Origin of the sequence: Flavobacterium sp. (genome assembly GCF_043780635.1) — a bacterium.
In the GTDB taxonomy this organism is placed as follows: Bacteria; Bacteroidota; Bacteroidia; order Flavobacteriales; family Flavobacteriaceae; genus Flavobacterium.
In genome coordinates this window covers 1-13,378 of sequence record NZ_JAYWCK010000070.1, presented here as the reverse complement: position 1 = coordinate 13,378, position 13,378 = coordinate 1, and the positions used below count along the sequence as shown (strand labels likewise).

Below are 13,378 nucleotides of genomic sequence, written 5' to 3'. Positions count from 1 at the left end.
GAATAGCTATTTAATAAATACATAAGCAATGTCAAAAGTAATAGGAAAAGTTGCCCAAATCATCGGACCAGTTGTCGATGTAGTTTTCAACGGAAAAGATGTTGAACTTCCAAAAATTTATGATTCATTAGAAATCACAAAAAAAGACGGAACATTATTAGTTCTTGAAGTACAATCTCATATTGGTGAAAACACTGTTCGTACCATCTCAATGGATTCAACAGACGGTTTGAGCAGAGGTTATGAAGTAGTTGGAACAGGAAACCCAATCAAAATGCCAATTGGTGCAGATGTTTACGGACGTTTGTTTAATGTAATTGGTGATGCAATCGATGGTTTAGGAAACTTACCAAAGGATGGCGAAAACGGAATGTCTATTCACAGACAAGCTCCAAAATTCGAAGATTTATCAACTTCATCAGAAGTTTTATTCACAGGTATTAAAGTAATCGATTTGATAGAGCCTTACTCAAAAGGAGGAAAAATTGGATTGTTTGGTGGTGCAGGTGTTGGAAAAACAGTATTGATTCAAGAGTTGATCAACAATATAGCAAAAGGTCACGGTGGACTTTCAGTATTCGCAGGAGTAGGAGAAAGAACACGTGAAGGGAATGACTTACTTCGTGAGATGTTAGAGTCAGGAATTATAAAATATGGTGATGAATTTATGCACTCTATGGAAAATGGAGGATGGGATTTATCTAAAGTAGATATGCCAGGAATGAGAGAGTCTAAAGCTACTTTCGTTTTCGGTCAAATGAATGAACCTCCTGGAGCTCGTGCTCGTGTAGCCTTGTCAGGATTGTCTATTGCGGAATATTTCCGTGATGGTGCAGGTTCAGACCAAGGAAAAGACGTATTGTTCTTCGTTGATAATATCTTCCGTTTTACACAAGCAGGTTCTGAGGTTTCGGCACTTTTAGGTCGTATGCCATCTGCGGTAGGATACCAACCAACATTAGCTACCGAAATGGGAGCGATGCAAGAACGTATCACATCAACAAACAAAGGTTCTATTACATCTGTACAAGCGGTTTACGTTCCTGCGGATGACTTAACTGACCCGGCTCCGGCTACAACATTTGCTCACCTTGATGCAACAACAGTATTGTCTCGTAAAATTGCTGAGTTAGGTATATATCCAGCGGTTGACCCATTGGATTCAACTTCTAGAATCTTAACTCCACAAATTATTGGTGAGGAACATTATAACTGTGCACAAAGAGTAAAAGAAATTCTTCAAAAATACAAACAATTGCAAGATATTATCGCAATTCTTGGTATGGAAGAACTTTCTGAAGACGATAAATTGTCTGTTTCTCGTGCCAGACGTGTACAACGTTTCTTGTCACAACCTTTCCACGTAGCGGAACAATTTACAGGATTAAAAGGAGTTTTGGTTGACATTAAAGACACCATCAAAGGATTTAACATGATCATTGATGGAGAATTAGATCACTTGCCAGAAGCAGCTTTCAACCTTAAGGGAACTATTGAAGACGCTATTGAAGCTGGAGAAAAAATGTTGGCGGAAGCATAATCTAGTGTTCAGTATTCAGTCGCAGTGTTCAGTACTGAGACCGTTAACTGAGACTGTAAACTAAAAAAAATGATTTTAGAAATAGTATCACCAGAAGCAAAATTATTTAAAGGAGAAGTAACCTCTGTTACCCTTCCCGGAGTTGACGGTAGTTTTCAAATATTGAATCATCACGCAGCAATAGTTTCTATTTTAAAAGAAGGAAATATCAAAATTGTAGCGACAAATTTTGTTTTCACAAAGGAAACAGAAGGTAATTTCGTGAGAATAAATGATCAGACCTATACACTGAAAATCAATTCCGGAACAATCGAAATGAAAGAGAATAAAGTGATTGTTTTAGCGGACTAAGACTATTCAAAATAGAAACCAAAAGTCATACAGCAATGTGTGACTTTTTTTTTGGAGCTGTTTCCAGCTATTCGTTTCAATCTCTTGCTTTTTTAAAGAAAAAAGCAAGAGGATTTCCACTTCTATCTGGGCTAAAAATCCGTTTAAATCCGTTGTATCCGTTTCATCCCTGATCCATTTTTTTGCCCCATTTTTTTCATAACTTTGCCCTTATGATGTTTCCAAAAAAGCTCTCCGCCAAACTTGAAATCCGTAAGCAAAACAATGCATTGCGGAAATTGTCTCTGCCTAACGATTTAATCGATTTTGCTTCCAATGATTACGTAGGTTTTTCAAAAAATAAAGTCATTTTCGAAGAAACTCATCAGTATTTAATCTCAAATGATATTCTCCAAAACGGCGCAACCGGTTCCCGGCTTCTATCTGGAAATCACAAAGTCTATCAAGAAGCAGAAGATTTTATTGCGAATTTCCATCAATCCGAAAGGGCGTTGATTTTTAATTCAGGTTATGATGCCAATGTTGGGTTTTTTAGTTCAGTTCCACAAAAAGGGGATTTGATTTTGTATGATGAATTAAGTCACGCTTCTATTCGTGATGGAATCCAGCTTTCGAATGCAAAAGCATATAAATTCCAGCATAATGATTTTGAAGATTTAGAAAAACTGATTGAACGATTTCAAACAGAACTTGTCGAAGTCTATATTGTCACCGAAAGTGTTTTTTCGATGGATGGTGACACTCCAAATCTCGAAGAACTAGCACAGCTTTCAGAGAAACACAATTGTCATTTGGTAATAGATGAAGCGCATTCGCTAGGGGTTTTTGGTGATAGAGGAGAAGGATTGGTTCAGATGTTGGGTTTGCAAAACAAAGTTTTCGCACGAATAATGACTTTCGGAAAAGGATTGGGTTGTCACGGAGCGGCTATTTTAGGTTCACAAGAATTGAAGGATTATCTCGTCAATTTCGCCCGAAGTCTTATTTATACCACGGGACTTTCACCACATTCTGTAGCTACAAATTTGATAGCATACCAGCATTTGGAATCAGAGAAACAAACTATTAATAAACTTAGAGAAAACATAATTCATTTCAACCAAGAGAAAAATCTGTTGGGATTGAAACCTATGTTTGTCCGAAGCAAGTCAGCTATTCAAAGCGCTATAATTCCCGGAAATCAAAACGTAAAATCCATAGCCAATCAAATCCAGGAAAAAGGTTTTGATATCAAGGCGATTTTATCGCCAACTGTTCCTGAAGGTCAGGAAAGATTGCGGTTTTGTATTCATAGCTTCAATTCAAAAGAAGAAATATCGGAAGTGTTGAGTTTGTTAAGTACTTTTGTGTTTTAGCCACAGATTAAAGACTATTATTAAAAAACTTTAGTGCCTTAGCGTCTTAGTGGCAAAAGATATATAATATGAAACTATTTATAACAGGAATATCAACCGATGTTGGCAAAACCATTGCCTCCGCCATTATTGTCGAAGCGCTCGAAGCTGATTATTGGAAACCCATTCAAGCTGGTGATTTGAATAATTCTGATAGTCACAAAATCAAGAGTTATATTTCAAATGACAAAACTGTCATTCACGAAAACAGCTATAAACTGAACACGCCAGCCAGCCCCCATTTTTCAGCTGAATTAGATGGAATTACCATAGATTTAAAACAAATCAAAGAACCTCAAACTAATAACCATCTTGTCATTGAAGGAGCAGGCGGTATTTATGTACCTTTAAGTGACAAAGATTGTGTTATCGATTTAATCCAAAAAGAGTATAAAGTCATTGTTGTTTCCAGACATTATTTAGGAAGTATCAATCACACCTTGCTTACCATTGAAGCCTTAAAAAATAGAAAAATTAGCATTGCTGGAATCATTTTTAGCGGAGACGAAAACAAAGCTACCGAATCAATAATTTTAAGTAAAACGGGAATTAAATGCATTGGAAGAATAGAACAAGAACCTTATTTCGACCAAAATGTTATACGAGAATACGCTGATTTGTTTCGGGATAATTTATTGAATCTTTAATTATAGAAACAAGAAGAAAGAAACAAGACTTGATTTCTATATTTTCTAGCTTCTTTACTCTTGCTTCTTTTATCTTTACAAAATGAACTTAACTAAAAGAGACCAAAAAAACATTTGGCATCCTTATACTCAACACAGAACAGCAGCACTTCCCATTGCTATAAAAAGAGGGGAAGGCGCTTTGCTTTGGGACGAAAACAACAAGGAATATATTGATGCCATCGCCTCGTGGTGGGTGAATCCTTATGGACATTCGAACAAGGTTATTGCCGATGCTATTTATAAGCAATTGACCACCTTGGAACACGTTCTTTTTGGCGGATTTACACACGAGCCTGCTGTACTTTTGGCAGAGAAGCTGATGGAAATTTTGCCAAAAAACCAACAAAAAATATTTTTCTCCGACAATGGTTCTACTGCTGTAGAAGTAGCGATTAAAGTAGCTTTGCAATATTTTTTCAATAAAGGAGAAAAGAAAACTACCATAATTGCTTTCGAAAATGCTTTTCACGGAGATACTTTTGCCGCGATGGCAGCAAGCGGAATTTCCTTTTACACCCAAGCTTTTCAAGGAATGTTTATTGACGTAGTTCGGATTCCAGTTCCATTAAAAGGAAAAGAAAAAGAAAGTTTTGATGCTTTGCGAGAAGTTATAAAAAACAATAATTGTGCTGGATTTATCTTTGAACCACTAGTTCAAGGAGCTGCCGGAATGGTAATGTACGAACCCCAATCGCTTGATGAATTAATAAAGATTTGCCAAGAAAATAATGTACTCACCATTGCCGATGAAGTGATGACGGGTTTTGGAAAAACAGGGAAGACTTTTGCAATGGATTATCTGACCGAAAAGCCGGATATGATGTGTTTGTCAAAAGCCCTGACTGGCGGTACAATCCCTATGGCGATTACGACTTTTACCCAAGACATTTTCGAGGCTTTTTATGATGAAGATATCAACAAAGCATTGTTTCACGGACATACATTCACCGCAAATCCTACAGGTTGTGCGGCTGCATTGGCAAGTTTAACTTTGTTGCAAACTCAGGAAATGCAAGACAATATTGCTCGAGTAAACGAAAGACATTTGGCTTTTCAAAAGCATATTGAATCCCATCCAAAAGTAACCACAACAAGAGTTTTGGGAGTGATTTTTGCATTGGAAATAAAAACCGATAGTTCAGCAAGTTATTATGGCCCTTTGCGAAACAAACTCTATGATTTCTTCATTGAAAACGGAATAATTTTACGTCCCGTTGGCAACATAGTTTATATATTGCCGCCTTATATTATAACAGATGAACAATTGCAAAAAGTGTATAAAGTGGTCGAAAAAGCTTTAGAAATAGTTTAAATTTTATAACAATAAGAAGCTTTTTACAGCTATAAATTTTCCAAACATTTGTGAACTTTGTAAAAAACTTTGCGACCTTTGCGGTAAAATAAAAAATCTTGTCACAAACTATCTCCATAACTTCTATAGCCTCGATTTCCCCTTTAGGGAATATTCCAAAAGTGATTTGGGAAAACTATCAAAGCACTAATCATTGTTTTACAGAGCATTTTTTAGACCATAAAAACACACTCGTTGGGAAATTGGATAAAGATTCTAGTGAAGTGATTGAGGCATTAAAACACTCCGATTCTAAGTATAGATTTTTGGACAAAACAGTTTTGTATGCGATGGCAGCTTCACGCAAAGCCATACAAAATGCTGGTTGGACACCAAAGGATATTTTCGGAATTAACATTGGTTCTTCTCGTGGCGCTACGGATTTATTCGAAAAACACTATCAGGGTTATTTAGAAACTGGCAAGGCTCAAACCTTGGCATCACCAACGACCACTTTGGGGAATATTTCCTCTTGGGTGGCTCACGATTTGCAAAGTTCAGGACCTGAAATTTCACATTCTATAACTTGTTCGACCGCTTTGCACGCCTTGTTAAATGGTGTGGCTTGGCTTCGTTCTGGAATGGCTGACAAGTTTTTAGTTGGCGGAAGCGAAGCTCCATTGACCGATTTTACGATTGCCCAAATGCGTGCCTTGAAAATTTATTCCAATAGTATAGAAGCGTTTCCGAATAGGGCATTCGACCTGAAGAAAACCCATAGTGGGATGATTCTTGGCGAAGGTGCAGCAGTTTGTTGTTTGGAAATTGGCAAAAAGGAAAACGCAATCGCTTTTATAGAAGGGATTGGCTATGCCACCGAAATCTTGGAACATAATATATCTATTTCGGCAGAAGCGATTTGTTTTCAGAAATCGATGAAAATGGCTTTGGAAAACACTGATATATCCGAAGTTGATGTCATTGTAATGCACGCTCCGGGAACAAAAGCCGGGGATTTAACCGAATATAAAGCAATTCAAAAAGTTTTTACTTCGTCAGTTCGACCTTCGGTCTCGGGTGGAAACGATTTACCGATGCTCACCACCAATAAATGGAAAATTGGTCACACCTTTGGCGCTTCGGGAATGTTGAGTATTGAAATGGGGATTTTGATGATGCAACACCAGAAATTTATTGGTGTTCCCTTTGCCGAAGAGCAAAAACTAAGAAAACAAATCCGTAAAGTGCTTGTAAATTCGGTTGGTTTTGGAGGTAATGCCGTGAGTGTTTTGTTATCGTTGTAATCCCCTTTTTCAAAAATTGGCCACAGATTCGAACGGATGAAACGGATTTACACAGATAATTTGAAACATTTTTCAACTTAAATGACCTTATATCTCTTATATGGTAAAAATATGAAAATCCGTGACAATCCGTTTCATCCGTTTCGTCCGTGAGCCAATCCTCTAATTCCCCCATTTGGGGGTTAGGGGGCTAATTCTTTCACTTTATCATAAACCAAATTGCTTTCAAAACCGCGGCGAAGCATATAATCACAAAATTTCTTTCGTTTTTTTAATGCATTTGTCTCTCTTATGGATTCCCAATGCCTTTCGGCCAATGCGTGAAAAGTTTCCAAGTATTCCTCGGGAGTGATTTCCTTGAGAGCAGTATTGATTAGAGTTTGAGAGATGTTTTTATACTTCAATTCATTAATAATCCTGATTTTACCCCAATGTTTAATGCGGTGTTTTCCTCTGGCAAAACTACAAGCATAACGTTCTTCGCTAAGAAAATTAGAAGTAATAAGATGCACCATAATGGAGTCTATTTCTTCGGGATCCATTTTCATATTGCGCAATTTGGCAACCACTTCTTCGTGACATCGTTCTTGATAGGAACAAAAATATTCTATTTTTTGAATGGCTTCTTTTGTAGAGAAAACGTCTTTCATTTTAGTGGTTATTATTTGATTATTCAGAAATCGTATTAAGTATTTTGATCTTACTGTTGCCTTTTCTCAAAGTGACAAAAATAGACAATTTTGTTTATGGATTAACGAATAAGAAAGAAGCGTTATTTAACCTCCTAATTATAGTAGCAATCAGATATTTAACGTTTTAAATTCCTTTTTTAGGAATTTTCAGGAAAGAGCATTTTTCTGTTCTTTCCAAACGGTAGTTTAACTGATAAATAGGCATTTGAACGAAAAAATTTTGAACTTTTAATAAGTTATAGTTGCTTTGCCCCTAACCTGCTTTTATTATTTTAAATGATGTGGGGTATAAAAAGATTTTAAAAGAATAAAAGATATAGGTTTATGATCAAAAAATTACTTCTTATTGTTTTGTTGTTGTTATCTGCTTTTTCTGAAAAAGTTGTCGCACAATGTTCAATTACTGGAACTTCAGTTAATGCAAGTACCTTAAATAACACTGGCATCTGCACAACTTTTTTAGGGTGTACAACGGTTTATGTCGGTAACGGTTCAGCTGCAACTACTTTGACATTAAATGAAGGATTAAATTTCACATGTTTGGGAGCAATTAATTTTGTTATAACCGCCAATGCAACTATTGTATTTGGCACTTCAGCTAACGATAAATTAACACTGGGAGAAGGATCGTCAATTACTGTCATTGCAGGTGGAAACTTGAGCGGTGGTAATAATTGCACCTCGTCTGACAGAATTGTTATTGGTACAAATTTAGTTTCAACTTGCGATGGTAATGCTGGTACAGATTTAAGCTTTCCAGATATTATAAGTATAGGTGGAACTGGGAGTGCTACTTCAAATTCTCCCGTTTGTGCTGGTGTTGGAAATACAATAAATTTGAGCGCTACACCTCCGCCAAATGGTGGTCCATATACGTATTCATGGTCTGGCCCAAATACCTTTTCAAGCACAAGTCAGAATCCTATTATTACTAATCCAACAGTTTCTGCCGCTGGTTTATATTCGGTATCTATGACTTCAACAACCTTAGGGGCTAATCGAACAGTTTTAGCTCAAACCACAGTTGTTGTTAATTCTGGAACTGGCCCATCAGCCCCAACAATAGGATTAATTACTCAGCCAACTTGTACTGTTGCGACTGGAAGCGTAGTTTTAGGTGGTTTGCCAGCATCAGGAACTTGGACATTAACAAGAAGCCCTGGAGGAATTAAAACAACAGGAACAGGAACGAGTACAACAATTTCTGGGCTTGCCGTAGGAACTTATACTTATACCGTTTCTAATGGAAGTTGTACTTCTGGAGCTTCAACAAGTGTGCCGATAACAAGTCCTATTAAAACGTGGAATGGTTCTGTAAGCACAGATTGGAATACAGCTGCAAACTGGAGCCCAAGTGGCGTGCCAACTTCATCTAATTGCGTTACTATACCAAATGTTGCAAGAACCTCAATTATTTCAGGAACTAATTTTGTAGCCTATGCAAATACTTTAACTTTATTATCTTCAGGGAAATTAACAGTTAATTCTTCAAATACAATTACGGTTACTGATTTCGTAAATGCGGATTTAGGTTTTTTAGTTTTTGAAAACACAGCTAGCTTAGTGCAAATAAATAATGTAAACACTAATTCTGGATATATTGTTTACAAACGATCAACATCTGCACGTACAACAGATTATACGTATTGGTCTACGCCGCTTTCTCCTATGACTTTAGGGGAATTATACCCACTAGGGAGCACCTTTTATTCTTATGAAGCTTCACTCTCAGGAGAATATTGGAGCCCTTTTGGTGCAGGAACTAATATGGTAGAAGGCAAAGGGTACATCGCTAGTCGTGGAACAGCAATTCCATCAGCTGGTTATAATCCACCGTCAATTGCATTGGATGTCATTTTCACAGGTACTCCAAATAACGGTCCATATCCTGTTTCGGTATTTAAAGATAAATCTAGCCTTCTTGGAAATCCATACCCTTCTGCTATAGATGCAAATACATTTTTGAATCAAAACACAGGAGTTTTATTTGGGACATTGTATTTCTGGACACATAATACAGCAATTCAAGATGCTGCAAATATTATAGATGGATCTGCAGGTTCTGGGGCTTATGCTTACACATCAAATGATTATGCAATTTACAATGCAACAGGAGGGACTGCAGCAACCCAACCTGACAAAGATGCTTTGGGCAACTCATATCCTAGTTCTGTCCCAACCGGTAATATTGCTGCCGGACAAGGATTTTTCGCAACTGCCAAAGCAACGGGACAAGTTATGTTTAATAATACTATACGTATTGCAAATAACAACTCTCAGTTTTACAAAACAAGAAATCCTAAAACAAAAACCGCGATAGAAAAAAACCGCATTTGGTTAAACCTAACAAATACTCAAGGCGCTTTCAAACAAACTTTAGTAGGCTACATTACGGATGCCACGAATGACTATGATGATCGTTTTGATGGCGAAAGTTTTGATGGTAATGAATTTGTTGATTTTTATAGTGTGAACCAAGACAAGAATTTAACGATTCAAGGTCGTGCTTTACCGTTTGATGAAAATGATGAAGTGCCTCTAGGATATCGTACCACAATTAATGGTGATTTCACCATAAACATTGACCAAGTAGATGGTTCGATTACCAATCAGGCGGTGTATATTGAAGACAAGTTGACCAATACCGTAACTAATTTAAAAAGCGAGAACTATTCCTTTAACACTGTAGCAGGAACATTCAATGATCGTTTTGTATTGTGTTATAAAGATAATAGTACGGCCAAGACATTGGCTACAGCTAATTTCAATTCACAAGCAAATAAAGTTTTAGTTTCGAACAAAAACAAGCAAATAAAAATTAATTCCTTTGCTGAGACCATTGACAAGGTTACAATTTATGATGTGTTAGGAAGACAAATCTATCAAAAAGATAAAGTGAACAGCAACGAATTGTCAATAGCGAATCTCGTGTCAAGTCGTCAAACTTTGATTGTAAAAACGGTATTGCAAAATGGCTCAACAGTAACTGATAAAATTATTTATTAGTTCTGGTATAAAATAGCCTAATAAAATATCCCATCTTGATAAACAAGGTGGGATATTTTGTGAAACACCGATAACAAGCATATATATTAAAAGAAAAATAGTATTAAAAAATCAAAAAATCACACTACAACGTGCTTAAACACATTTAAACGGTTAAAATTTTAGTCTCATTATATTGCATCTACCTTTGCCCTCTAAACTAGGGTTTTTAATAAGAAATAAGTGTTATTTACCTAATTTAGAAAAAACAACAAAAAAACCAAGTCGAAAGGCTTTAATAAAAAAAGATTTTGAATCTGGATTGCCCCATCCTTTATTCAAATGGACAATACAGATTACCTAATCTTATGAAAAAATCCTACTTATTTTCAGCAACTAAAGCTGCAGTATTATTATTACCATCAAAAGCAATTCATTTGCTGCTGATGGTTTTGTTTTTTAGTTTGTTTGGGAATACGCTGATTGCTCAAACGCAAACGTTTACTACACCCGGAACGACGACTTGGACATGCCCCGCTGGCGTGACCTCGATCAATGTTGAAGCGTGGGGCGGCGGCGGCGCCGGTGCCTCTGTTGGTAATGGTAGTAATGGTGGTTTTGGCGGCGGCGGGGGCGGTGCTTATGCGAGTAGCCTGATGTCCGTAATACCGGGGACTAATTACACTATTGTCGTTGGTAAGGGCGGTACGGCCTCATCAAAAAATAACGATCCCAATGATGATGGAGGTAATTCTACCTTTAATTCAACTTCAGTTAAAGCGGCTGGTGGAAGTGGCGCTTTTAGTACTCAAAGAACTGGAGGTGCTGGCGGAACTGCTGCAAATTCATCAGGAACTATAAGATGGTCCGGAGGGAATGGTGCGGATGGTAGTACTAGTGTATTTAATTCAGGTGGCGGCGGCGGCGGAGCCGGTAGTATCGAAGCTGGTGGGAACGCTTCAGGCACAACAGCCGGAACAGGAACTTCCTCTTTTGGGGGAGCCGGAGGAGCCGGAAGGACAAATGAGAACATTGGTATTGGAGGAAATCTAATTGGAGGTGGAGGCGGTGGTGCTGTCTTATTCCAAGGAAGTTTTATTATGGGAGGTTCAGGAGCTAATGGGCAGGTAATTATTTCTTGGTGCTCAGCAAATACAACTTGGAATGTTATCAATGGTGTTGGTTCATGGACAGACGGATCTCCAACAAGTTCCAAAAACCTTACTTTTAGTGGAAATTTCAATTCATCAACCGATACTTCAGATACTGTTGTAGAAGGATGTTCTTGCAAAGTGAATTCTGGAGCTACAGTTGTCTTTACAAGCGGAAAGACTTTGAAAATATCAAATGAAGTTAAGATTTTAGGCCCAACGGGATCGCTGACTTTTGAAAACAATGCCAGTTTAGTACAAATTAATGAACCAGTAACTAATAATCCTAACTCTGGAAGCATAATTTATAAAAGAAAAACAATTTCAGTTCTTTCTTCTGATTATACTTATTGGTCTTCACCAGTGGAAAACCAACAATTGACAAACGTTTCTGCATCTTATGCGTCAGGTATGTTTTATTCATATAATGACTTTGCTATTCCAGAAAATTGGAAACAAGAAATTGTAACAGCGACAATGTTGACAGGGAAAGGATATATCATTAGAGCTGCTCAAAACAGTTCTGCATCAGCCATTTATGATGCTACTTTTATGGGAGCTCCAAATAATGGAACGAAAACCATATCAATTGGTGCAACCGGAACTTCTAATCTGTTGGGTAATCCTTATCCATCGGCTATAAATGCTGATTTGTTTTTGGCTACAAATAGTACACTTGTTGAAGGAACCATTTATTTATGGACACACAAAACGGCTATTCAATCAGCCGGAAATATCACTAACGGTACCGCTGGGTCTGGAGCTTATGCTTATACATCAGATGATTATGCAACATATAATGGAACAGGTGGAGCGGCAGCGAGCGGAGGTATTATACCTCTTGGTAAAATTGCTGCTGGGCAAGCTTTTTTTACGACGAGTAAATCTACTGGTAAATCGGTTACATTCAATAACGCTATGAGATTAAGTTCAGTGGGAGCAATATTAGACAATAGCCAGTTTTTTAAATCGAGAAATCCTAAAATAATACCTAAGAATGTAATCGAAAAAAATCGTCTTTGGTTGAATCTTACTAATACACAAGGTGCTTTCAAACAAACTTTAGTAGGTTATGTAACTGATGCCACAAATGATTATGACAGCAGTTTTGATGGAGAAAGTTTTGATGGTAACGAATTTGTTGATTTTTACAGTGTGAGCCAAGACAAAAATTTGACTATTCAAGGGCGTGCTTTACCATTTGATGAAACGGATGAAGTTCCTTTAGGATTCAAATCAACCATTGATAGTGCATTTACAATCAACATTGACCAAGTAGATGGTTCGCTAACAAATCAAACAGTATTTATTGAAGACAAATTGACTAATACTATTTTTGATTTAAAAAACGGCGACTATACTTTTACAACGGTTGCAGGAACATTCAACGGTCGTTTTGTATTGCGGTATACCAATAAAAATTTAGGGAATAATAATTTTTCCACTAAAGAAAATCTAGTTTTGGTTTCCAATACGAACAAGCAGATACGAATCAACGCATTTGCCGAAACAATAGATAAAGTATCGGTTTATGATATAGCCGGGAAACAAATTTTTCAAAAAACGAATGTGAACAGCAACGAACTTTCAATTTCTAATTTAGGATCGGGGCATCAGGTTTTAGTGGTAAAAACGAGTTTACAAAACGGCACTACAGTTAGTAATAAAATTATTTATTAGGAGTATGGACTATTTTTAGTTTTGATAATGTCGAATGAACTTTGTGGTGTCTTGTTTTTTAATAAATGCGCTATTGAATAATTAAAAGTGCAATATAACAATGAAAACTGCAGTTTGTCGATTTTAATTTATTATCATTCTATATTTTGTAATATAATTCTGTTTTTGGTTTATTGTAAGATAAGTTATATGTAGATTTGCATTATACAAATGCAAATCAACTAATGAGGAGATTTTTACTCAAGTTTAAGATTTTTATATTCGTATTTTTTCTTATTGTTTTTTCTGGAAATGCGATTGC

General features: G+C 36.7%; 9 protein-coding genes. 8 read left to right on the top strand and 1 reads right to left on the bottom strand.

What is annotated here, in order from left to right:
• The first annotated feature begins 28 nt into the window (after window positions 1-28).
• The 6 genes from atpD (at window position 29) to ACH2BV_RS06565 (ending at window position 6,569) form a co-directional block, all read left to right on the top strand.
• Complete coding sequence (gene atpD, locus ACH2BV_RS06590) at window positions 29-1,540, top strand: F0F1 ATP synthase subunit beta (protein ID WP_395049935.1); 1,512 nt, start codon at window positions 29-31, stop codon at window positions 1,538-1,540.
• 69 nt (window positions 1,541-1,609) lie between these two features.
• A complete protein-coding gene (locus ACH2BV_RS06585; protein WP_395049934.1) occupies window positions 1,610-1,891 on the top strand; it encodes a FoF1 ATP synthase subunit delta/epsilon in 282 nt (93 codons plus the stop codon).
• Between the two features lie 212 nt (window positions 1,892-2,103).
• A complete protein-coding gene (locus ACH2BV_RS06580; RefSeq protein ID WP_395049933.1) occupies window positions 2,104-3,246 on the top strand; it encodes an aminotransferase class I/II-fold pyridoxal phosphate-dependent enzyme in 1,143 nt (380 codons plus the stop codon).
• A 68-nt stretch (window positions 3,247-3,314) separates the two neighbouring features.
• Entirely contained in the window at window positions 3,315-3,932 is a 618-nt protein-coding gene (gene bioD, locus ACH2BV_RS06575; protein WP_395049932.1) for a dethiobiotin synthase, read from the top strand.
• An 82-nt stretch (window positions 3,933-4,014) separates the two neighbouring features.
• A complete protein-coding gene (bioA, locus tag ACH2BV_RS06570) occupies window positions 4,015-5,286 on the top strand; it encodes an adenosylmethionine--8-amino-7-oxononanoate transaminase (protein ID WP_395049931.1) in 1,272 nt (423 codons plus the stop codon).
• 98 nt (window positions 5,287-5,384) lie between these two features.
• Complete coding sequence (locus ACH2BV_RS06565; protein ID WP_395049930.1) at window positions 5,385-6,569, top strand: beta-ketoacyl synthase N-terminal-like domain-containing protein; 1,185 nt, start codon at window positions 5,385-5,387, stop codon at window positions 6,567-6,569.
• A 182-nt stretch (window positions 6,570-6,751) separates the two neighbouring features.
• Here the strand turns inward: ACH2BV_RS06565 and ACH2BV_RS06560 are convergent, their stop codons facing one another.
• Window positions 6,752-7,219 carry a regulatory protein RecX gene (locus tag ACH2BV_RS06560; RefSeq protein ID WP_395049929.1) on the bottom strand — a complete coding sequence of 156 codons (468 nt, stop codon included), beginning with the start codon at window positions 7,217-7,219 and terminating at the stop codon, window positions 6,752-6,754.
• Between the two features lie 366 nt (window positions 7,220-7,585).
• Here ACH2BV_RS06560 and ACH2BV_RS06555 point away from each other — a divergent pair, with 366 nt between their 5' ends.
• Together ACH2BV_RS06555 and ACH2BV_RS06550 are read left to right on the top strand one after the other, a co-directional pair.
• The gene (locus ACH2BV_RS06555; RefSeq protein WP_395049928.1) at window positions 7,586-10,267 is read left to right on the top strand and encodes a T9SS sorting signal type C domain-containing protein; all 2,682 of its coding nucleotides are present in this window, start codon (window positions 7,586-7,588) and stop codon (window positions 10,265-10,267) included.
• Window positions 10,268-10,614: 347 nt separating this feature from the next.
• Complete coding sequence (locus tag ACH2BV_RS06550; RefSeq protein WP_395049927.1) at window positions 10,615-13,077, top strand: T9SS sorting signal type C domain-containing protein; 2,463 nt, start codon at window positions 10,615-10,617, stop codon at window positions 13,075-13,077.
• Window positions 13,078-13,378 lie beyond the last annotated feature (301 nt).

What these genes read in the sequence shown, in the direction of transcription:
- atpD (WP_395049935.1), top strand. Translation starts at nt 29, where the DNA reads ATGTCAAAAGTAATAGGAAAAGTTGCCCAAATCATCGGACCAGTTGTC.
- bioD (WP_395049932.1), top strand. Translation starts at nt 3,315, where the DNA reads ATGAAACTATTTATAACAGGAATATCAACCGATGTTGGCAAAACCATT.
- ACH2BV_RS06560 (WP_395049929.1), bottom strand. Translation starts at nt 7,219, where the DNA reads ATGAAAGACGTTTTCTCTACAAAAGAAGCCATTCAAAAAATAGAATAT.
- bioA (WP_395049931.1), top strand. Translation starts at nt 4,015, where the DNA reads ATGAACTTAACTAAAAGAGACCAAAAAAACATTTGGCATCCTTATACT.
- ACH2BV_RS06555 (WP_395049928.1), top strand. Translation starts at nt 7,586, where the DNA reads ATGATCAAAAAATTACTTCTTATTGTTTTGTTGTTGTTATCTGCTTTT.
- ACH2BV_RS06550 (WP_395049927.1), top strand. Translation starts at nt 10,615, where the DNA reads ATGAAAAAATCCTACTTATTTTCAGCAACTAAAGCTGCAGTATTATTA.
- ACH2BV_RS06580 (WP_395049933.1), top strand. Translation starts at nt 2,104, where the DNA reads ATGATGTTTCCAAAAAAGCTCTCCGCCAAACTTGAAATCCGTAAGCAA.
- ACH2BV_RS06585 (WP_395049934.1), top strand. Translation starts at nt 1,610, where the DNA reads ATGATTTTAGAAATAGTATCACCAGAAGCAAAATTATTTAAAGGAGAA.